Origin of the sequence: Flavobacterium sp. RSP49 (assembly GCF_003968735.1) — a bacterium.
Lineage (GTDB): Bacteria > Bacteroidota > Bacteroidia > Flavobacteriales > Flavobacteriaceae > Flavobacterium.
On sequence record NZ_RYDN01000028.1, the window covers coordinates 1 to 22503 of the forward strand.

The 22503-nt window shown below is 34.3% G+C and carries 15 protein-coding genes; 12 read left to right on the forward strand and 3 right to left on the reverse strand.

Annotated elements, in window-relative coordinates; translation table 11 throughout:
• Nucleotides 1-106: 106 nt before the first annotated feature.
• A complete protein-coding gene (locus EKM02_RS11845) occupies nt 107-2626 on the reverse strand; it encodes a M14 family metallopeptidase (RefSeq protein WP_126455417.1) in 2520 nt (839 codons plus the stop codon).
• 224 nt (nt 2627-2850) lie between these two features.
• On the opposite strand from EKM02_RS11845, the gene EKM02_RS11850 reads away from it, so the two are divergent.
• Entirely contained in the window at nt 2851-3783 is a 933-nt protein-coding gene (locus EKM02_RS11850; protein ID WP_126455419.1) for a peptidylprolyl isomerase, read from the forward strand.
• 142 nt (nt 3784-3925) lie between these two features.
• On the opposite strand, the gene EKM02_RS11855 is transcribed toward EKM02_RS11850, so the two are convergent.
• A complete protein-coding gene (locus EKM02_RS11855) occupies nt 3926-4810 on the reverse strand; it encodes a transporter (RefSeq protein WP_199878490.1) in 885 nt (294 codons plus the stop codon).
• 123 nt (nt 4811-4933) lie between these two features.
• Between EKM02_RS11855 and EKM02_RS11860 the strand changes: the two genes are divergently transcribed.
• The 8 genes from EKM02_RS11860 (at nt 4934) to EKM02_RS11890 (ending at nt 11925) form a co-directional block, all read left to right on the forward strand.
• On the forward strand, nt 4934-5218 hold the full coding sequence (locus tag EKM02_RS11860; RefSeq protein WP_126455421.1) for a DUF4834 family protein: 285 nt from the start codon (nt 4934-4936) through the stop codon (nt 5216-5218).
• 48 nt (nt 5219-5266) lie between these two features.
• Nucleotides 5267-7687 (forward strand): YfhO family protein, encoded by a 2421-nt coding sequence (locus EKM02_RS11865; protein ID WP_126455423.1) that lies wholly within the window; start codon nt 5267-5269, stop codon nt 7685-7687.
• Between the two features lie 66 nt (nt 7688-7753).
• Entirely contained in the window at nt 7754-7918 is a 165-nt protein-coding gene (locus tag EKM02_RS14815; protein ID WP_158614749.1) for a hypothetical protein, read from the forward strand.
• Between the two features lie 6 nt (nt 7919-7924).
• Nucleotides 7925-8398 carry a nucleotidyltransferase gene (locus EKM02_RS11870; protein ID WP_234423190.1) on the forward strand — a complete coding sequence of 158 codons (474 nt, stop codon included), beginning with the start codon at nt 7925-7927 and terminating at the stop codon, nt 8396-8398.
• Between the two features lie 4 nt (nt 8399-8402).
• On the forward strand, nt 8403-8630 hold the full coding sequence (locus tag EKM02_RS11875) for a hypothetical protein (RefSeq protein WP_126455425.1): 228 nt from the start codon (nt 8403-8405) through the stop codon (nt 8628-8630).
• A 2-nt stretch (nt 8631-8632) separates the two neighbouring features.
• A complete protein-coding gene (locus EKM02_RS11880) occupies nt 8633-9922 on the forward strand; it encodes a glycosyltransferase family 4 protein (protein ID WP_126455427.1) in 1290 nt (429 codons plus the stop codon).
• 41 nt (nt 9923-9963) lie between these two features.
• On the forward strand, nt 9964-11424 hold the full coding sequence (locus EKM02_RS11885; protein ID WP_126455429.1) for a lipopolysaccharide biosynthesis protein: 1461 nt from the start codon (nt 9964-9966) through the stop codon (nt 11422-11424).
• 201 nt (nt 11425-11625) lie between these two features.
• On the forward strand, nt 11626-11925 hold the full coding sequence (locus EKM02_RS11890; protein WP_126455431.1) for a hypothetical protein: 300 nt from the start codon (nt 11626-11628) through the stop codon (nt 11923-11925).
• 5 nt (nt 11926-11930) lie between these two features.
• Here the strand turns inward: EKM02_RS11890 and uvrA are convergent, their stop codons facing one another.
• Nucleotides 11931-14726: an excinuclease ABC subunit UvrA gene (gene uvrA, locus EKM02_RS11895; protein WP_126455433.1), complete on the reverse strand. Its 2796-nt coding sequence runs from the start codon at nt 14724-14726 to the stop codon at nt 11931-11933.
• Between the two features lie 188 nt (nt 14727-14914).
• On the opposite strand from uvrA, the gene EKM02_RS11900 reads away from it, so the two are divergent.
• The 3 genes from EKM02_RS11900 (at nt 14915) to EKM02_RS11910 (ending at nt 22487) form a co-directional block, all read left to right on the forward strand.
• Nucleotides 14915-17716 (forward strand): triple tyrosine motif-containing protein, encoded by a 2802-nt coding sequence (locus EKM02_RS11900; RefSeq protein WP_317124989.1) that lies wholly within the window; start codon nt 14915-14917, stop codon nt 17714-17716.
• Between the two features lie 236 nt (nt 17717-17952).
• Nucleotides 17953-20997, forward strand: a complete 3045-nt coding sequence (locus tag EKM02_RS11905; protein ID WP_126455437.1) for a SusC/RagA family TonB-linked outer membrane protein — start codon at nt 17953-17955, stop codon at nt 20995-20997.
• Nucleotides 20998-21008: 11 nt separating this feature from the next.
• Nucleotides 21009-22487: a RagB/SusD family nutrient uptake outer membrane protein gene (locus EKM02_RS11910; RefSeq protein ID WP_126455439.1), complete on the forward strand. Its 1479-nt coding sequence runs from the start codon at nt 21009-21011 to the stop codon at nt 22485-22487.
• The last annotated feature ends 16 nt before the right edge of the window (nt 22488-22503 follow it).

Sequence of the window (22503 nt, forward strand, 5' to 3'; positions counted from 1 at the left end):
TTGCAAAAACGTTTTTGCAAGTGTTTAATTAAATATTTTTATCTAATAATCTGTATCGGTTATTCAGGACAAGACATCTGAAATACTTTAAAAAGAATATAGTTTTTTACATGAGTTTGCCAAAGAAAACAGCATTCCAAAACAATTTTTCTGTTCCCAGCCAGAAGGCTCGGAAATTAGTATTGTCTGTGAAAATTAAAATGGCTCCATCTCCTTTTCGAATGGCTTGAAACGGTACCGTTTCTTTTAACAACTCCAGTTTTGGTTTCGAAATGTAACCGCTCAACAATGGATTTTTAGTATATTGGATTGGATTACCAAAACTGTTTTTATTGGGTTCAATAAAAATAGAGGAGTTTCTGAAAATAGGCATCATATTTCGTGGCATTCCATAATTAATAGGATGTGATAAATCTAATCTGGTTTCAAATATTGCCCCGCCAATCTCTTGTGCTCCCTTGAAATCACTAGTTTGTTCAAATGAAATTGCTTTAGCTTCATTTTTAGTAGTTTTTAAAGTCAATTCAATCAATTTACTATCATTCAACCATTTAATAGCATCCTGATATGCAATTAAAGTTCCTCCACTTTGAGTCCATTGCTCTATTTTAGCTGCTGTAGCTGGTGAAAGTCCACCATAATTTCCATTGACCATGATCAAAGTCGTATAACCACTTAGAGTCACTCTTTGTAGTTGTTCCATATCTATTTTAGTCAATGGAATTTGTGCTTTTTGATCAAATAAATGCCATAATTCTCCCGCATCTGATGGATCAACACCACGTCCCACGACCATAGCTACTTTAGGCATGGTAAGATTGACTAGATTGGGATTTCCTAAATTGGCACCATCAGTAAACCCGGTTTCTACGGCGGTAATAGCAATAGCGTATTCCGGGATAATTTGGTTCAGGTAGGCATACATTTCGTCTGAACTCATTGTCTGATTCTGAACAGGTACTAACAAACTCCCATAGGAAAAAGTTTTTCCGTTGTGGACAAATGGTTTCTTAGTGGTTTTTATACGCAGTCCTTTGGCCTGTAATTGGTATAAAAGTTTAGGAGAATTGTAGTCTGTCCATTCGATTAGGTATCCTACATCACTTTTTTGATTGACCGTTCCGGGTTTCAATACATTTTCGTAACGTGCCCCGGCTTGTGAAAGGGAATTCAGTTCCTCAAAATTTAAATTGAAAGCCAGATCAAAATTCCATGCTGAAATGTCATAAAAGATACTGTCTTTGAACTTGGTTTGTCTATCAAAAATAGCGTGTATGAGCTTTGAGTTTTTTTGTTCCATGGGAATAATAATACTCAAATCTTTACTGAATTTCTTTTTGTTGATGGTGATGTCTTCTTTCAATTGCAGCATTTCAATTTTATGCTGGCTAAGTATTTTGGCGAGTTCTTGAATTTTAGTAGCATCTTTTTCATCTCCAAATACATAGCCTTTTGTTTTGTTTCTTTTACTTTCGGCACTGGAATTAGTAAAAAAATCGCGTTGGTATTCCAGCAGCTCTTTTCGCATTTCATACGCAGCCTGTACTGATGACAAGCTGGTTGTAAATTGATTTTTGATGGTAAATGGAAAAGTGATTATTCCGTTTACGCTTTGTTGGGCATGTCCTCTTGAACTCGCTTGTTCAAATAAAATACCGATACCTCCATTGATGTCAGGATAGGTAGATCCTTTGCCGTAATAAAAGTCATCAAAACCATCTTCGACATAATAAAAACTTCCAATTTTATCCAATGCTTTGGCATGGTAGCCTGCAATTTTTTTGGTTAGTTTTTGGTTTAATTCAGGAGTGAGTGGGTTGGTGCGGCTTTGAACTCCCGGCTGAAAAAAGTAAGTCGAATTAGTTCCCATTTCGTGAAAATCACACAATACATTTGGCATCCATTTCCTGAAAGTCCTAATGCGCGCCTGACTTTCTGGAAGTTGAACGGGAAGCCAGTCTCTGTTCATGTCAAACCAGTAGTGATTAAATCTTCCGCCTGGCCATGCTTCATTAAATTCTCGGTCATTAGGATCTGTTACTAAGTTTTTACTTTTATGGCTGTTCACCCAAGTTGAAAAACGATGCAAACCATCTGGATTTAAACTTGGATCTAATAGAATAATCGTATTATCCAGCATTTTTTTTAGTTCAGGACTTTCTGAGGCTGTAAGATAATAGGCCAGAGCAATTGCGGCACCGGTTCCGCTGGATTCATTTCCATGGATTGAATAGCCTAAATAGAGTACGATAGGCAAATTAGATACATCCGAAGCATTAGTATCTGAATCCGATAAAGCGAGGTGTTTTCTATGAATTTCATCAATTTTTGCTAAATTTTCAGGACTTGAAATGGTAAGTAATTGTAGTGGACGGTTTTCATAAGTGTAACCGGTTGTTTCTATTTGCACTCTGTCAGAAGCTTTTGCAATAGCTTCCATAAAGCGAACTACTTGATTGTGATCAGTATGCATTTCTCCTAATTCAAAATTAAAAACACTTTTAGGTGTCGGAATTTTGTCATTGTACGTTTCGTTTTGCGGCAAAAAATACGCTAGTGGTACTGGTCTTTCTTGCGCATTGCAAATGAAACTAAAAAAGAATAAAAGGTAATAAATAGATTTCATAGATAAATAGGTTTTTAGTGGTGACGGTATAAAAAGAATCATTTGAATACAGGTTGTGTTAGAATTACATCAAAGATTAAATTTCAAGTAGCTTTAAATAGGATCCTTTTTACGACAGAAAATTGGAAGAAATTTCAAGATGATTTATCAAATGTAACGTTTTAGTGAATAGGTTCAAATAAATTAATTTTGTAAATTTGCATTTCAATAAAAATTAAAAAGCAATGGAAAACGGAATATATGCTAAGTTCAACACCACAAAAGGGGCTGTTTTAGTAAAACTAACGCACGATTTGACTCCTGGTACAGTTGGGAACTTTGTAGGATTAGCAGAAGGTAACTTAGAAAATAAAGTTAAACCACAAGGAGTTAAGTTTTATAATGGATTAAAATTTCACAGAGTAATTCCTGATTTTATGGTACAAGGCGGTTGTCCACAAGGAACAGGAACTGGAGATCCAGGGTACAAATTTGATGATGAGTTTCATCCAAGTCTAAAACATGATCGTCCGGGTGTTTTGGCGATGGCCAATTCAGGACCAGGAACGAATGGTTCTCAATTTTACATTACACACATTCCTACGGAATGGCTGGATAATAAGCATACTGTTTTTGGCCATGTAGTTGAAGGTCAGGATGTCGTTGATGCTATCGCTCAAGGCGATGTTTTAGAGACTTTAGAGATCGTTAGAGTAGGAGACGAAGCTAAAAATTGGAATGCAATTGAAGCTTTTATTAGCTTTAAGGGATCACGGAACAAACGTGATGCCACTTTGAAAGCCGATGCTGAAGCTGCGATGGAAAAATTAGCTGCGGGTTTTGAAAAAACAGAAAGTGGACTGCGTTACCAATTCATCCAAAGAGGAGAAGGTAAAAAAGCAGAAAGCGGAAAAACCGTTGCTGTTCACTATGAAGGTTCATTAGAGAATGGAAAAGTGTTTGATTCTTCTTATCCAAGAAAAAAACCAATTGAATTTAGATTGGGGCAAGGTCAGGTTATTGAGGGTTGGGATGAAGGAATTGCCTTGTTGCGTGTAGGTGACAAAGCACGTTTTGTAATTCCATCTCATTTAGGGTATGGATCTCGTGGTGCAGGAGGAGCAATTCCGCCAAATGCTACTTTGATTTTTGATGTCGAATTGATGGAAGTAAAATAGTTTTTAGTACTCTTTTCAGCGACTAGAAAAGATAAATACAAAGAATCCCAAAACGAAAGTTTTGGGATTCTTTTATACCGCTTATTTTACTGTACTTATTTTTATATTTTTTCGCTTTTTTAAGGCTTTTTTATCGGAATACTTAATTGTCAATATTTATTCTTACTTCTTGGTAATTGGCATCATAGCGCCAGGAAAAACCAATACCTCCATACAGTGCAGATGGAGTATCTTTAAGACTTGTACTTATTGAGGCATCAATTTGCATGTCTTTATTTAACAAATAAGCAGCGCCACCACGAACAATTGCATCGCTGTAAAAATCACTTTTGAACCCCTGATTTTCTACAAATCCGGACCATTTGTTATTAAACCCTCTAGTCAAAGTTACCACGTAGCCATAACTCGGGAATTCAGTAGTAATATAGTCAGCAATGATATTCGTCACAAAAACCCACCTGCCATCGCCTAAGTGGTTTTGGGTAATCAACATAATTTTTGGAGATATACTGGATTCAGGGGAAAAAGAATAGGGATTGTCTGCCATCGTAAAATTAGCTCCTGCAAATATAGATACAGCAGGAATTAATTGATGCCAGTCAAAACTTTGATTGGCTTTCCAGCTGTAGAGGTTTGTTTTTTTTTCATAATTCCGGAAAGGATCATACACTAAATATTTAGCTCCCAGAACCGTTTGCTTTAAGTCTGCACGATTGGTTTTGTTGAATAAAGAAGTGTATTGTTCGTTTTGGTATTGTATATCGGCTATCAATTCCAGCTTTTCCATGAATAATCCCCATCGCAATGTGGCATCAATCCCAAAACCGTTTGCATCATAGTTCAATAAACGATGGTTTTGTTTGATCCCGTAAACACCAGTTTCTATTTGGATAACAGACTTTCCAACAGCAAAAGCCGACATGGTTTCACCCGGTCTGTTCGAATTGATTTGATCCGTATGTTGCCCATAATGAATACTTGGAATCATTGAGAGAGCTACAATTAGTAAGATTTTGATTTTGGACATCTTATTTTTTTTAGTTAAAAAGTAACAACGCTTTTCAAATGTAGTATATTTTATTATTTATTTAAGAGAGATAGTTTAATTTTGAACAGTTGATTTATTAATTTTGGAAAAAATTACAATTATATGCAAACAGCTTCATTTACTGGTTTTATAAAAGCACTTTTTTATATGATTGCTTTCTATTATATTTTTAGATTTTTGGCGAAATTATTTCTGCCATTATTAGTAAAAAAAGTAGTGCAGAAAGCAGGCGAAAACATGCAGAAGCAACAGCAGTATGCACAAGAGAATACGTGGCAAAAAACGCAATCTAAGGAGGAAGAAGTTCTTTACACAACAGCAAATACTAAAAACCCACGCGAAACCAAAAAAGTGGGCGATTATGTTGATTACGAAGAAATAGATTAAATTTGTCGTTATCAGCATCATTTTTACTATAATCCAAACCATTTTACATTGAAAATAATAAATAAGTTCTATCCACACGCCTTAGCCATACTTGGTTTTGTTGTGATTTCTCTGATATATTTTTATCCTGTGTTACAAGGAAAGCAAATTTTCCAGTCTGATATTGTGCAATATACAGGAATGGCCAAAGAGCAAAATGACTTTAGAGCCACCAATGATGTGGAGCCGTATTGGACTAATTCCGCATTTGGAGGTATGCCAACCTATCAACTAGGAGCCAAATATCCTCACGATTATATTGGTGCGATAGACGATGCATTGCGATTTTTACCGCGTCCTGCGGATTATTTATTTTTATATTTTCTTGGATTTTATGGCTTGATGCTGGTATTAAAAGTGGATCCTTTAAAAGCCTTTTTTGGTGCATTAGCCTTTGGTTTATCTACCTATTTGATAATTATTCTTGGAGTTGGTCATAATGCTAAAGCACACGCTATTGCGTATATGCCACTGGTTATTGCTGGATTTATTTTGGTGTTTCAAAAAAAATACATACTAGGAGGTTTGATTACGCTTTTTGCGACAGCATTAGAAATCAATGCGAATCACTTCCAGATGACCTATTATTTATTGATTTTCTTATTGATTCTTTCTATATATTTTGTGTACCAGCAAGTAAAAGAAAAAGACTATAAATCGCTACTGTATTCATTTGGAATACTTGCGGTTGCGGGAATATTTGCTATTGGCACCAATGCGACTAATTTATTAGCTACTGCCGAATATGCAGATTTTAGTACTCGAGGGAAAAGTGAATTAACCTTTAATCCTGATGGTTCAAAAAAGGATAGTAATAGCGCCTTGACGTATGAGTACATAACGGAATACAGTTATGGAATTATGGAAAGCTTTAATCTGATAGCGCCCCGACTTTTTGGAGGCTCAAATAATGAGGCAGTAGGAAAAGACAGTAATATGTTTGAACTAATGGTGGGCAAGGGCGTACCAGAAGATCAGGCAACTGATTTTGTTTCGGGAATGCCAACCTATTGGGGAGATCAACCCATAGTTGCTGCTCCCGCATACATTGGTATAGTGGTTTTCTTTTTGGCTATTATGGCCTTGTTTATTGATACACGCAAAATAAAATATGTATTCCTTTCTGGAGCTGTAGTTGCTTTGATACTTTCATGGGGGAAGAATCTTCCTTTAGTGACTGATTTTTTTATTGACTATATTCCTATGTACAATAAATTTAGAGCAGTTTCCTCCATACAAGTTATTCTTGAATTGTGTTTTCCTGTTCTGGCTATTATGGGATTACAGTCTTTCTTTACATTGGACAAAAAACTACAAAAGAAAGCCGTAATGGAGACCGGTGTTTTAGGGCTGGGATTAATACTGATCTTGTTTTTTAGTAAAAGTATGTTTAGTTTCTCTGGAGGTAATGATGCGTATTATCAACAAAGTTACGGGCCTGACTTTGTTAATGCCTTAAAACAGGACCGAATGAGTTTGTATAGTGCTGATTTACTGCGATCTGGTTTCTTGATAGTAATTACAGCGGGTATTTTATGGTTGTTTATTAAAAATAGGTTTGCTCAGAAAACCGCTATTATATTTGTAGGCTTATTGATGGTTTTTGATTTGTTTTTTGTTGATAAAAATTATGTGTCAGGAAAAGATTTTGTCAGCGGCAGGGAAGTGGAAGTCCCATTTCAGGAAACAGCTTCCGATGTTGAAATTCTCAAGGATACAACTCATTACAGAGTTTTTGAAGTAAGTGGAAACTTGTCCAGCGCACGGGCTTCTTATTTTCATAAATCAATAGGTGGTTACAGTGCCGTGAAGCCACGTAGAATGCAACAATTATTTGATTATCAAATTGCCAATAATAATATGGAAATCCTAAACATGCTAAATGTCAAGTATGTAATTCAGACGGATAAGGAAGGAAAAGAATTTCCAACTTCGAACCCAAATGCCAATGGGAATGCCTGGTTTGTAAGCAGTGTGAAAGTAGTTAATACCCCTGATGACGAGATGAAATCGTTAGGACAACTAAATACTAAAGATGTCGCAATATTTAACCGGCATGAGCATGGATCTAAGTTTAGAAATGTTGGATTGAAAAGAAAATGGGATACCAGTGGAACCATTCAATTAGACGTATACAAACCCAATTATCTTAAATATACTGCTAATAATACTAAATATGCTTTAGCAGTTTTTTCTGAAATATATTATGAAAAGGGATGGAATGCCTATGTTGATGGCGTAAAAACGGTTCATTTTCCTGTTGATTATGTATTGAGAGCACTAGTTCTTCCAGGGGGTCAACACAAAATAGAATTTAAGTTTGAACCTCAAGTTATAAAAACCGGAAGCACGATTACGTTGGTAAGTTCCATAGGAATGTTGTTGCTTTTGATTGGTGGGATTTATTTTGAAAGAAAAAAAAGGCGTTAGCTGTCTGATATTTATTTGTAAATTTGATCTAATAAATTTTCGAATACATTCTAAATTTTTAATGCAATGGGTAAAGTCAAATTAAATCACGAACATCCAACAGTAAAGGAGGCTAGATATGTTGAGGAAACAAGACAATTGACTTATCAGCAACGTTTTGAAAAACTGATGGCAATAATCGAAATATCTTGCTTATTAAAGGCAGCAAAAAAATATTCAAAATCAAAATAATTTGAAATGAATATGCAGAAACAAATAATAAATGTTTGGAAGTATTTATCAGAAAACAAGGTAAACTATCTAACCATCGGTGGATTTGCAGTAAATATTTACGGCTACGGAAGAAATACAGGAGATATTGATATTTTCATTGAAGATACAATAGCTAATCGTGAAAATTTGAGAAAGGCCATTAAACAAATGGGATTGGGTGATTTTGAAAGTATTAAAACTATGCAATTCATTCCCGGTTGGACAGATTTTACTCTAAATATTAATTTTAGACTGGATATTATGACTTCTGTTAAAGGTTTAGAAAATCAACCTTTTGCTGCACTTTTAGAAAAAGCAAACATCATAGATATAGATGGAATTCCAGTGTTTTTTATTGATTATGATAATTTGATTATTTCCAAAAAAGCAGCTAATAGACTTAAGGATCAACTAGATATTGAAGAGTTGGAGAAACTAAATAGCAAAAATATTTATTAAAATTATGATAGAATTATTCGGTTTAAAATCGTTTCAACAAATATTGTTGTTGCTTTTTTTATTAAGTTTTATTTTTGGAGTATTGTTTGGTATTTACTTATTTATACCTGACAAATTTAAATATTATTCAGTAATCCCCGCTTTACCGGCTTTTTACATTATTTCAAAAGGATTGTATCAAAACAGTACTTTGTTTTTTACGGATTTAAAATCAACTACAACAAAATCCTAAACTTGGAACCAAAAAAAATTTTAATAATTACCTATTATTGGCCACCGGCTGGAGGACCTGGGGTACAACGTTGGCTTAAGTTTGTTAAGTATTTGCCAGATTTTGGCATTCAGCCGATTGTGTATATTCCGGAGAATCCAACATATCCTATTGTTGATGAAAACTTGGTTAAAGAAGTTTCTGTTAAAGCGATTATTTTGAAACAGAAAATTTTCGAACCGTATCAACTGGCTTCGTTTCTTTCGAAAAACAAAACTAAAAAAATCAGTTCAGGAATTATTCCAAATCAGAAAAAGCAATCTTTTTTAGACAAAACTTTTCTTTGGATTCGTGGAAATCTTTTTATTCCCGATGCGCGTGTTTTTTGGGTAAAACCATCAGTTGCTTATCTGGAGAAATATATTGTAGAAAATAATATTGATACCATTGTTACTTCGGGACCACCGCACAGTCTGCATCTTATTGGATTAGAATTAAAACAGAAATTAGATTTAAAATGGTTTGCTGATTTCCGAGATCCATGGACCACAATTGGCTATCACAAATCCTTGCGATTATCGCTTTTTGCTGCTAAAAAACACAAATCACTAGAACATCAGGTTTTGAATACAGCCGATACTATTATCGTAACAAGCAAAACCACCAAAACCGAATTTGAGGCGATTACAGATAAACCCATTGCGGTAATTACCAATGGGTATGATACAGAGGAAGTCGAAAAACAAGCGTTGGATTCTAAATTTTCTTTGGCACACATTGGTTCTTTTCTCTCCGAGAGAAATCCTCTGATTTTATGGGAGAGTTTGATCGAATTAATTAATGAGATTCCGGAGTTCAAATCGCATGTAGAAATAAAGCTAATCGGAGCAGTAAGTCAGGAAGTTTTAGAAACCATTTCGCAATTTAAACTAAATTCCTTTTTGAATAATCTGGGCTACGTTTCACATTCGGAAGCGATTGCACATCAAAGAAAATCTCAGGTTTTGCTGCTTGTCGAAATTAATTCTCAAGAGACTAAAAGTATTATCCCTGGAAAATTATTTGAATATATGGTTTCTAACAGGCCTATCATTGCTATCGGACCCAACGGTTCTGATTTTGCCGAAATTATTACCACTACCAACACGGGCATATTTTTTGATTATTCGGAGAAAATGAAACTTAAAAGTGTAATTTTGGACTTTTATAATCAGTTTTTGGAAGGTAAATTACAGGTAAACGGAGTTGGATTACAGCGTTATTCCAGAAAAAATCTTACTAAAGAATTGGTTAAACTGCTTAATAAAATATAAATTAAAAGTGAGATTGCTTTGTGTCTCGCAATGATAAAGAAATGGGAATAGTATTAAATCAATCTTTAAAGAATACGATAATTACCTATTTTGGTTTTGGTATTGGGGCAATAAATACACTTTATTTGTATCCCTTTTTTTTAGGAACAGTATTTTATGCGTTAACAAACTATATTCTTTCTTGGGCAAATATCATTATGCCTTTGCTGGCTTTTGGTATGCAAAATACGTTGGTGAAGTTTTATACCCAGTATAAAACAGAGGAAGAACGCTCTCAGTTTCTCTCGTTTACTGTATTAATTCCTTTGTTGTTGTGTATTCCTTTAGTATTGATTGGATTTTTCTTTTTTGAACCTATTTCATTATACTTGAGCAAAGAAAATCCTGTAGTTAAGGATTATTTATGGCTTATTCCATTTATAGGACTTAGTATGGCTTATTTCGAGATCTTTTATGCTTGGGCCAGAGTGCACATGCATTCGGTTTTTGGAAATTTTGTAAAAGAGGTAGGATTGAGATTATTTTCTTTATTTGCTTTGATTGGAGTCTATTATAAATGGATTACAGTGGTACAATTTATTTATGTTACTGCTATTATTTATTTTTTGGCTTTTGCTATAACGATGTTTTATGCTTTCCGAATAAAAAAACCTGTATTTCAGTTTTCCATCCCTCAAAATGTGAAAGATGTTTTAGTATATACTTTTTTCATTATTTTATCAGGTAGTGTTGCGGTTATGTTGTTGGATATTGATAAAATTATGCTGAATCAATACATTAAAATTGAGAATATAGCCTATTACTCCGTTGCTACTTATATTGCATCTGTCATAGCAGTTCCCAGTAGGGCGATGCATCAAATTACATATCCCATAACGGCTAAGTTAATGCATGAGAATAAACAGGATGAATTAAATGATTTGTACAAAAAAACATCAATTAATTTGCAAGTTGTAGGCGGTTTTGTAATGCTGTGTATTTTTGTCAATATCAACCAGTTGTATATAATGGTTCCAAAAGAGTATAGCGGAGGAATTCTAGTGGTATTTTTGATAGGGATTTCTAAATATTTTGATTTGATTTTAGGAAATAATAATGCTATTATTTTTAATTCAAAATACTACCGTATGGTCTTGTTTTTAGGTTTATTACTTGTTTTTCTAACAATAGGACTGAACATGTTTTTTATACCAAGATATGCTATAACCGGAACTGCTGTAGCTACTTTGTTATCAATAACGCTGTATAGTTTGGCTAAACTGCTTTTTGTAGTCAAGCGTATGCACTTGTATCCGTTTACAATACAGACATTATATTCTCTTGCGATAACTTTTGTATTGTTCTTGATGTTTTATTTCTGGGAATTTCCTTTTCATCCAATCATAAGCATAGGATTAAAATCTATTTTAGTAGCCATTTTATATATTTATATTAATTACAAGTTTGTTATTTCAATAGAGATAAACGAAGCTCTGAATTTGGTTGTAAAAAAATTCACCTAAATATTATTTATTTTCGGATTTATACGTATTAAGTCGCTTATTTTCATGTATTTATAATTATTTTTTTTATATTTAATAAAAAATAGAAATGCAAAATATCACTAAAAGTGGGTATTGTGAAGTTCTAAAATTGCCATTATTTTTGTAATTGTCATTTTATCACTGTTTGTTAAAAAGCAGCGGTAAATTATCTGAAATAATATGAAAAGCAATACAAGTACAACCGAGCAGAATTTTGTAAAGTTTTCCTCCATCCTGGAAAATAAGACCAGTCATGGATTTATAGTGTTGGAACGAAACGACAAGTTGCCCTTCGCTATTTTATTGAAAAAAAGACAAAAAGTAGATCATCTTTTTAATTTTTGTATATGTTGCATTACGTTAGGACTGTGGTCCATCGCCTGGATTTATATTACACAGGTTTCCTCAAAAGCTAAAAAAATACTTGTAGCTATTGATGAAGATGGAAATGCTTTTGAGGAGAAATGTTATATGGGGTAATCCGTTTACAATTTATCTTTTAAATACTGCCCTGTAATTGATTGTTTTATTTTTACAACTTGTTCAGGAGTTCCTACTGCAAGCAATTTCCCGCCATTTTCTCCCCCCTCAGGCCCTAAGTCTATAATCCAATCGGCACACTTTATTAAATCAAGGTTGTGTTCGATAACAATAATCGAATGTCCTTTATCAATCAATGCATTGAAGGAAGCCATTAGTTTCTTGATGTCATGAAAATGTAATCCCGTTGTAGGCTCATCAAAAACAAATAAGGCTTTGTCTTTTGTCGCTCCTTTTACCAGGAATGAAGCCAGTTTTATACGCTGTGCTTCTCCTCCAGACAGAGTAGATGAGGATTGCCCTAATTGAACATATCCCAATCCTACATCTTGCAAAGGCTGTAATTTTTGAGTTATTTTAGGTTGTTTATTTGCTATAAAAAAGGCAATAGCGTCATCGATTGTCATCGTTAGTATATCGTGAATGTTTTTACCTTCAAAAGCGACTTCCAACACTTCTTTCTTGAATCGTTTCCCGTTGCAGGTTTCACAAGGTAATTGTACATCAGCCATAAAAACCATTTCTACATTGATAGCACCTTCTCCTTTACATGTTTCACATCTTCCGCCATCAACATTAAAAGAAAAATGTTTGGCTTGATAGCCTCTTATTTTTGATAATTTTTCTCTAGCATACAATTCTCGAATATCATCATACGCCTTGATATACGTCACCGGATTAGAACGGGAACTTCTTCCTATTGGGTTTTGATCTACGTATTCTATGTGTTTAATTTGAGTAAAAGAACCGGTCATTTCAGTAAATTGTCCTGCTTTTTCACCTGCGTTTTCCAACTTTTTTTGCATGGCCGGAAAAAGGATTTTCTTAACAAGCGTACTTTTTCCACTTCCAGAAACTCCTGTAATAACCGTTAATACATCCAGTGGAAAAGTAACATCAATATTTTGTAAATTATTTTCTCGTGCTCCTTTTATGTCAATAAAATTCTTGAAAAGTCTTCGTTTTTTAGGGACGCTAATTTCTAAATCACCGTTTAGATATTTCGCTGTAAGTGAAGTAGATTTTAGTATTTCATCATAGGTTCCCTGCGCGACTAAATGTCCGCCTAAAGTTCCTGCTTCCGGACCTATATCAATAATCATGTCAGCGGCTTTCATGATATCCTCATCGTGTTCTACCACAATGACCGTATTTCCTAAATCGCGTAACGATAGCAATACTTTTATCAAACGTTCCGTATCTTTAGGGTGCAGACCAATACTGGGCTCATCCAAAATATACATAGATCCTACTAAACTGCTTCCAAGCGAAGTGGCTAAGTTGATGCGTTGTGATTCTCCTCCGGAAAGTGTTGCAGAATTTCTGTTTAATGTAAGGTAGTCCAATCCTACTTCGGTTAAAAAGGACAAACGGTTGTTGATTTCTAATATTAAGCGTTTGGAAATTTGCTTTTCATACACATCTAAATCAATGTTTTCGAAAAAAGTAACCAGATGTTTAATCGGTAAATCAACTAAATCAGAAACTGTTTTTGCGTTTATTTTCACGTAGGAAGCTTCTACTCTCAAGCGTTTTCCTTTGCAGGAATGGCATTTGGTTTTGCCTCGATATCGGGAGAGCATTACTCTGTTTTGAATTTTATAATTTTTTTCTTCCAGTTCTTTAAAAAAATCATTCAATCCTTGGAAATAACTATTTCCATTCCAAAGTAGTTCTTTTTGATCCTCAGACAACTCATAATACGGTTTGTGTATTGGAAAATCAAATTTGTAGGCATTATTTACTAATTCGTCGCGAAACCAGCTCATACTTTCTCCTCGCCAAGGGAAGATTCCATTTTCAAAAACGGACAATGTGGTATTCGGCACGACTAATTCGGAATCAATTCCTATAATATTTCCATATCCTTCACAAACGGGACATGCTCCATACGGATTATTGAAGCTAAATAAATGAACGTTTGGTTCTAGAAATGTAATACCATCCAACTCAAAATTATTGGAATAAGAATATTTTTTATCAGCGTTTAATTCCTGTAAATAGCAAATTCCTTTTCCTTCAAAGAAAGCCGTTTGCACAGCATCTGCCAATCGATTGTAAAACTCTTCTTCGCCTGAAGTATCGTGATTAATCACAATTCGGTCAATGATTAGGAAAATTTGTTTTTTGTCTAATGAATCCGACAAATCGTCTAGTCGTACCATTTCATTATTTACTAATATTCGGGCAAAACCTTGTTGTAAAAGTACTTTTAGCTTATCTTCCAGTTTGCGTCCTTCTTCTAGATGAATCGGTGCAAGCAGCAACCATTTGCTGTCTTTTTCAAATGTTTTGACATCGGTAATGACATCTGTAACGTTATTTTTTTTGACTTTTCGACCAGAAATAGGCGAATAAGTGCGTCCAATTCTGGCAAAAAGCAATTTTACATAATCGTATATTTCGGTTGAGGTTCCTACGGTAGAGCGGGCATTGGTAGTATTTACTTTTTGTTCAATAGCAATTGCTGGAGCAATTCCTTTTATGTATTCCACTTTTGGTTTATCCAATCGTCCAAGAAATTGTCTCGCATACGAAGATAAACTTTCTACATAGCGACGCTGTCCCTCAGCATACAAAGTATCAAAAGCCAAACTTGATTTTCCAGAACCCGAAAGTCCGGTGATAACCACTAACTTATTTCTGGGAATTGCGACATCTACATTTTTTAGGTTGTGTACTTGCGCTCCTTTTATAATAATATTTTTCTTTGGATCTAGTTTCGAAAGGTCAACTTGCATAAAAAAGATAATTTTCACAAAAGTAATCAATTTTCAACAGAGAAAAGGGATTGAACAACTCACAAATAATGATTAAAAAGGGGTTGTTACTCCTGTTTTTCTCAGTTGTATAGTTTTTATGTTTTCTATCCCATAAATAAATGCTAATTTTAAATCTATTTTTGGAATAAATTAACAAAATGATACCCTTGAAGACAAAACTACTTTTTTTTATTTTTTTAATGTCCTTTTGTGCTTTTTCTCAAGAGTTACCCCCAATTGTAAAATACACATCGAGTACTTATGGCGCTGGTAACCAAAACTGGATGATCGCACAAGATCAAAACCGCTATGTTTTTTTTGCTAATAATGACGGATTGTTAGAATTCAATGGTTCAAATTGGGAATTGTATCCATCACCTAATGAAACAATTATTCGTTCCGTAAAAGTCATAGGAAACAAAATTTACACCGGATGTTACATGGAATTTGGCTTCTGGACACGACAGACAGATGGGAAACTAAAATACACTTCACTTAGTAACAGAATAAAAAACAAGATTCTAGATGACGAACAATTCTGGAATGTTTTAAATTATGACCAGTGGGTAATCTTTCAATCATTAGATCGAATTTATATTTACGATACTAAAACAGGTACGTTCAAGGTAATTGCGCCAAATTATAAAATCACTAAATCATTCCGAACTAAAAATGGTATCTATTTTCAAACGATTCATGGCGGTCTATTTGAAATTGAAAGCGGAAAAGGGCGCTTGGTTTCAAATAATCCTATTTTGCAAAGCAATAGGATCGTAAATGTTTTTAGTATTGAGGAAGGACTTTTGATCCAGACACAGCTCAACGGATTTTACAAACTTATAGGTCCTACTTTGACTAAGTTTTCTACCGAAGTTGACTCCGAATTAGCTACCAGCAGCGTATATAGCAGTCAATTGCTTTCTGATGGAAGTTTCGCTTTAGGAACAGTTTCTAATGGAATCTTTATTTTGACCAATGAAGGAAACATTAAGTATCATATTACTCAAAACAAAGGACTAAGTAACAATACTGTTTTGTCTTTGTTTGAAGATGCGGATCAAAATTTATGGGTAGGATTAGATAACGGAATCAATTGTATCAATTTGCAATCTCCGATACAAAATTTTGTCGATGATACCGGAATTTTAGGGACAGTGTACACGTCAAAATTATATAAGGGAAATTTATATATAGGAACAAATCAAGGGTTGTTTTATAAAGATCACCAAACTAATGGGCAATTCAAATTCATAAATGGCACAAAGGGGCAGGTTTGGTCTTTGTTTGAATATGACGGAACGCTTTTTTGTGGTCATGATTCCGGAACTTTTGTGATTGAGAACGCCGTTGCAAAAAATGTGTTTTCAGCATCAGGAACTTGGAAATTTGAGACGGTTCCCAATCAAAAAGAACTTGTGCTTCAAGGAAATTATTACGGAATTTCTGTTTTAAAAAAAATAAACAACCAATGGATTTTTAAAAATAAAATTGTAGGATTTAATTATTCTTCGCGATATTTTGAAATAACAGCTGCGCTTGAAGTGTATGTGAGCCATGAATATAAAGGTGTTTTTAGGTTGCAACTAGATAATACGCTACTTAAAACTAAACCCTTTACTACGTATTCTTCTCCTAAAAAAGGGAAGAATGCAAGTTTGACAAAATTTAATCATACGATTTATTATGCCAATAAAGAAGGGATTTTTAAACTCAACAATACAACAAAACGATTTGCCAAAGACGAGTTGTTAAGTGCTGTTTTCGAAAAAGAGGAATATACATCAGGGAAATTGATAGTGGATAATTCTAATAAAATATGGTTGTTTTCAAAGAATTATATTCATTATTTTTCATCAAGTAAATTGAGTAATCAACTCAAACAAAATGTAATTCCTATTCCGGCTTCATTGACCAATTCTATGTTGGGTTTTGAAAATATCACCCAAATATCTAATTCGAATTATTTGATTGGGACGACAGATGGATATTATGTATTGAACATCAATGATTTGAGTTTTAAAAATCATAATATTTCGTTCGCTGCAATAACGACAAATAAGCTGAATGAAAGTTTTGTAAACCGTGCTATTAAGGAAGAAGGGCGTTTTAGTTATGATGAAAATAACATTAGCTTTAATTATACTGTTCCTGAATTTAATAAATATATTAATGCTGAATTTCAGTATTTATTAGAAGGATTTCAGGAGGATTGGAGTGAATGGAACGCAAAACCAACAGTGAGTTTTAAAAATTTGCCACCGGGTTATTACACTTTTAAGGTCAAAGCTAAATTTGCGAATTCTGCCCTGGAAAACAGTATAGAGTATTCTTTTACCGTTAAAAAACCGTGGTATTTTACTAACATTGCTTTATTTGTGTACCTCATATTGGTGCTTGTGATGGCTCAATTTATTCACAAGGCTTATAAAAATTACTACCAAAAACAGAAAGAGAAATTGATAGAGGAGAATAATCTTTTATTGGAAATTAAAGAACTTGAAAATGAACAGGAAGTAATGCGAATTAGAAACGAGCAACTTTCTCAGGATGTAGATACTAAAAGTCGAGAATTAGCAGTATCTACGATGAGTTTAAACAGTAAAAACGAGTTATTAGCTTTTATCAAAGAAGACCTAAAGAAAACACCTGACGACGGCAATAGAAGTATAAAATCAGTCATCTCTACTATTAATAAGAATATTTCAGAAGGGGATAGCTGGAGTGTTTTTAAGGAAGCCTTCGATAATGCAGATAAGGATTTTTTAAAAAAAATGAAATTGGCTCATCCATCCTTAACTCCAAATGATTTGCGTTTGTGTGCTTACTTAAGACTAAATCTTTCATCTAAAGAAGTGGCTCCTTTGTTAAACATTTCGGTTCGAAGTGTTGAAATAAAAAGATATCGTTTGCGTAAAAAAATGGAATTATCGCATGAACAGGGTCTTGTTGAGTACATTTTATCTGTATAGTTTTCTTCAATTCTCAAAAATACAACTATACATTGCCACAACAATACCGTTATTGTTGTGGTTTTTTTATTTTAGATGAAAAACAACTATCATAATTTCTTCTTAATATTCAGTACTTTTTTCAGTATTGTAAATTAAATACCAAAATTTTTGCATTGTATGTTTTTTGTTGAGGTTCTTTTTAATTTATTATTAATGGTTCCGATTAATTTTATAATTCACAAAAAACATAAATTATGAAGTCAAACTATCTACTAATCCTTTTTCTATTTCTATCCTCGTTTGGTTTCGCCCAAGGATATGATATTGGAGGAGTTGTTAAAGAAGCAGGTTCTGGTTTACCTATACCGGGAGTAAATGTTAAAGTCAAAAATGGAACAATAGGATCAGCAACAGATATGGATGGCCGCTTTTACTTAAAACAAGTTCCCTCTGGTGCAACACTTACTTTTTCTTATTTAGGATTTAAAAATCAAGACTTTAAAGTGGTGTCTAATAATAGCGCACTTATTATCACATTACAAGAGGATTCCAGTACTTTGGACGAAGTTGTCGTTATTGGTTATGGAACTCAGAAAAAACGAGAAGTTACAGGCGCTGTATCTGTAGTAGACAGTAAAACTTTGGAAGCTTTGAAACCAGTTAAAATTGAGCAAGCGTTGCAGGGAACTGTTTCGGGTGTGAATGTCACTACCACTTCTGGTGCTCCGGGTGCAGCTTTGGATATTCGTATCAGGGGGATTGCAACCAATGGAGATAACAGACCTACAACAATTATTGATGGATATGTTGGTGAACTTGGATTACTAAATCCAAATGATGTAGAGTCCATTACGGTTCTGAAAGATGCTCAGGCTGCTATTTATGGAACTATTGGTGCTAATGGAATTATCCTTATCACCACTAAATCCGGTAAAAAGAATTCAAAAGCGAGAATTAGTTACAATACGTATACCGGTTTTCAAGAAACTTCAAGAACCTTACCTGTATTGAATGCAACTGATTATGCCTTACTGTTGAATGAAAGTTATGCAAATGGTGGGAATGCAATTCCTTTTCCTACTGTTTCCGGTTTGGGGAAAGGAACAAACTGGCAAAATGAAATTTTTAGCACTAGTGTGCCTATTATCAATCACGATATCTCTTTTTCAGGTGGTTCTGATAAAATTACTTACGCAGTAAGTGGTTCTCATCTGGATCAAGAGGGAATTATTGGCGGAAGTAAATCTGGGTTTTTACGAAATACAGCCAGAGTGTCTTTAGGAGCGGATATTACTGATAAATTAAAATTAAAAACAAACGTAATCTATACTTATTTCAATAGAAAGTCATTGAACGAAAGAGGTTTAGGTTCTGTTTTGTTTAATGCCTTGAACACTCCAGCAACGTTAAATCCGTATGATGCAAATGGTGATTTTACAAAAGTGCCTTCTAATACTGGGTTAGGAATAGAAATTATAAATCCATTGGCACAAATTGCAAATACCTATAATGACTATAACTTCAAGAAAGTCAACGGTAATTTTGGATTGGATTATAAAGTTTTCAAGGATTTTACGATTTCGAGTTCCATTGGTTTTAATACTTCAAACAGTGAATCTAAATCGTTTGCCAAGCAAATTGATTATGGTGGAAAAGTGTTTGATGTACCCAGAAGTTCTGTGTCTCAAAGTGCCATTAATGATAATGATTATTCCTTTGATTTATTTGGAACCTATACTAAGAAAATAGGGGAGGACCATAATGTCGTGGCAACAGTAGGAAACACTATTTTTAAACAATTTGGAAACGGATTGTTTGCCACTGGATATGATGTCCCATATAATTCATGGGAATTTGCTGATATAAGTTTGACAAGAGGAATCGTTGAAACAGTTCCAAATAGTGCTTATAATTATGATGAAAGAAGACTATCCTATTTTGCAAGAGCGCAATATGATTATAAAGGAAAATATCTTTTTTCTGCCATGATACGTCGTGATGCTTCAACTAAATTTGGACCCGGAAATAAAGTGGGTTATTTTCCTTCGTTTACAACAGGTTGGGTAGTATCAGATGAAGGATTTTTTGGAGAAGATAAAATAATTAACTTCATGAAATTAAGAGGTAGTTACGGTACTTTAGGAAATGACCAAATTGGTAATAATGGATATGTTTCTCAATTAACGGGGGAAGCGACGTATGTTTTTGATGGTGCATTGGTCAATGGTTTATCAGTAGGACAAATTCCGAACCCAAATTTAAAGTGGGAAGAAGCCAGAAAATTTGATGTTGGTTTAGACCTTAAATTGATCCAAAATAAAGTGTCTATCGTAGCCGATTATTTTATTGATACACGTGCGGACTTATTAATCACGAATATACCGGTTTCAGGAATTAATGGGACCGAAGCTCCTGGTTCAGGTTCTCCAACAATCAATGGAGGGACAGTAAGAAATTCCGGATTTGAGTTTGCTATAGATTACAAAAATAAATTCTCTGATAATTTTTCAATGAGTGTGGGGTACAATGTTACCTTTCTTAAAAATGAAGTTTTAAGCACAAATGGAGTACCATTTTTACAAGGAGGATCCTTTGGAGTAGGTCAACAGCCACCTTCAAGAATGGAAGTTGGACTGCCAATTGGTTATTTTTACGGCTATAAAACAGATGGAATTTTTCAAAATCAAGCAGAAGTTGATGCGCATCCGTCTCAATTATCTTTAGGAGCTGATGCCAGCCCTGGTGATCTTCGTTTTGTAGATGTGAACGGAGATGGAATATTGGATGCGAGTGACAGAACAAATATTGGAGACCCAATTCCAGCTGCTACAATGGGATTCAATTTACAAATGAATTATAAAGATTTTGATTTTGCTGTTTATACATTTGCTTCTGTAGGGAATGATATGGTTCGAAATTATGAAAGAAATCTTACTGATGTCAATCGTCTTAATTATGTTCTAGATCGATGGACTGGTGAGGGAAGTACTAATACGACGCCAAGAGTAACTACAAGTGCCACAGGAAATTCTACTTTTAGCAGCTATTTTGTTGAAGATGCATCCTATCTAAGAATTCAAAACATACAATTGGGTTATTCGATAAATTCTAAATATTCTGAAAAAGCAGGAATCACAAAACTACGATTATATGCAGGAGTCAATAACTTGTATACGTTTACAAAATACAAAGGTTTTGATCCAGGCGCTTCTGATGGTGCTCCAATTGGCGGCGGAATTGACTATGGTTTTTATCCAATCCCAAGAACCTATTTGTTAGGTTTAAACATTAATTTTTAATTCCTACTAAAATGAAAAAGTATCTATTTATTACCCTTATATCGATAACAATCTTCTCAACTGTAACCATTTCCTGCAGTGATGATTTTGTGGACCGACCAATAGAATATTCGATCGATTCTGAGAACTATTTTAATTCGAAATCAGATTATGACAATGCTTTGATTGCTGCCTATGATTTGTTGCAATCCACGTATCTCAATGCAATATTAGGCGAAATAGCCTCAGACAATACCTTGGCCGGAGGCGAAAGTCAATCGGATACACCAGGATTTCAGCAAATTGATGATATGATCCATACTCCTGTCAACAGTAATCTAAAAAACTTGTGGGACTGGATGTTTGCTGGAGTACAAAGGGCTAATTATATTTTAGAATTCAAAGATAAAACTAATTTTCAAGGGAAAAATCAAGTGATTGGTGAAGCTCGTTTTCTTAGAGCCTATTATCATTTTGAATTGGTAAAATGGTTTGGTGGAATTCCACTAAAAGGCGATGTAAGATTCAGCTCTGGAGACGAGAAAATTATTAAACGTTCCTCTGTTGCGGAAGTTTACGCTTCTATCGAAGCAGATTTAATCTTTGCTTCTCAAAACGTATCAGCAACAGCAGCACAAAAAGGAAGAGTCACGAAAGGAGCTGCTTTAGCATTATTAGGTAAAGCATATTTGTACCAAAATAAATACCCACAAGCGGCCACAACCCTTGAAAGTTTGATTGCAACTTCGTCGTATTCATTGGTTTCAGATTACAATACTATTTTTGAAAATGCAGGAGAAAATGGTTTAGAATCAGTTTTTGAAGTACAATATACGGATGTTGAAGGAGCAGGTTTTGGATGTCTCCAATGTAGTGAAGGCAATGTAGCCGTTGGTTTTAGTGGACCAAGAAATTATTCAGGTAATTTATTTACCTCAGGTTTCAGTTTTAATGTTCCAACTCAAAAAGTCGTAAACGCATTTGAAGCAGGCGATAATAGAAAAGCAGTTGCGATATTAGATATCGAAGCTTGGGCTACAGCCACAGGAGCCACATTTGGAAAAGGATATGAACACACCGGTTTTTTCAACAGAAAATATATTCCAAGAAAAAGAAGTGCTAATGCACAAGGTGATTTAAACCTCACAAATCCTAATAATTACAGAGCCATTCGCTATGCAGATGTTCTTTTGATGGCGGCCGAAGCTTACAATCGCGGAGGACTGAATGATACGAAAGCAAGAGGCTATTTGAACCAAGTTCGAAGACGAGCTTTTGGCGATTTAAATCATGATATTTCATCCTCTGGAGCCTCTTTGACGGATTTTATTCTAGCAGAAAGAAGAGTGGAATTAGTTGGTGAAGGCCACCGTTTCTTTGATTTAGTACGAACAGGTAAAGCTGCTCTGGAGATTACTGGATTTAAAGTCAATAAAAATGAATTGTTTCCAATTCCTATCGAGGAAATTCAATTCGCAAATGGCAATTGGGCACAAAATCCCGGATATTAAAAACTAATATTATTTA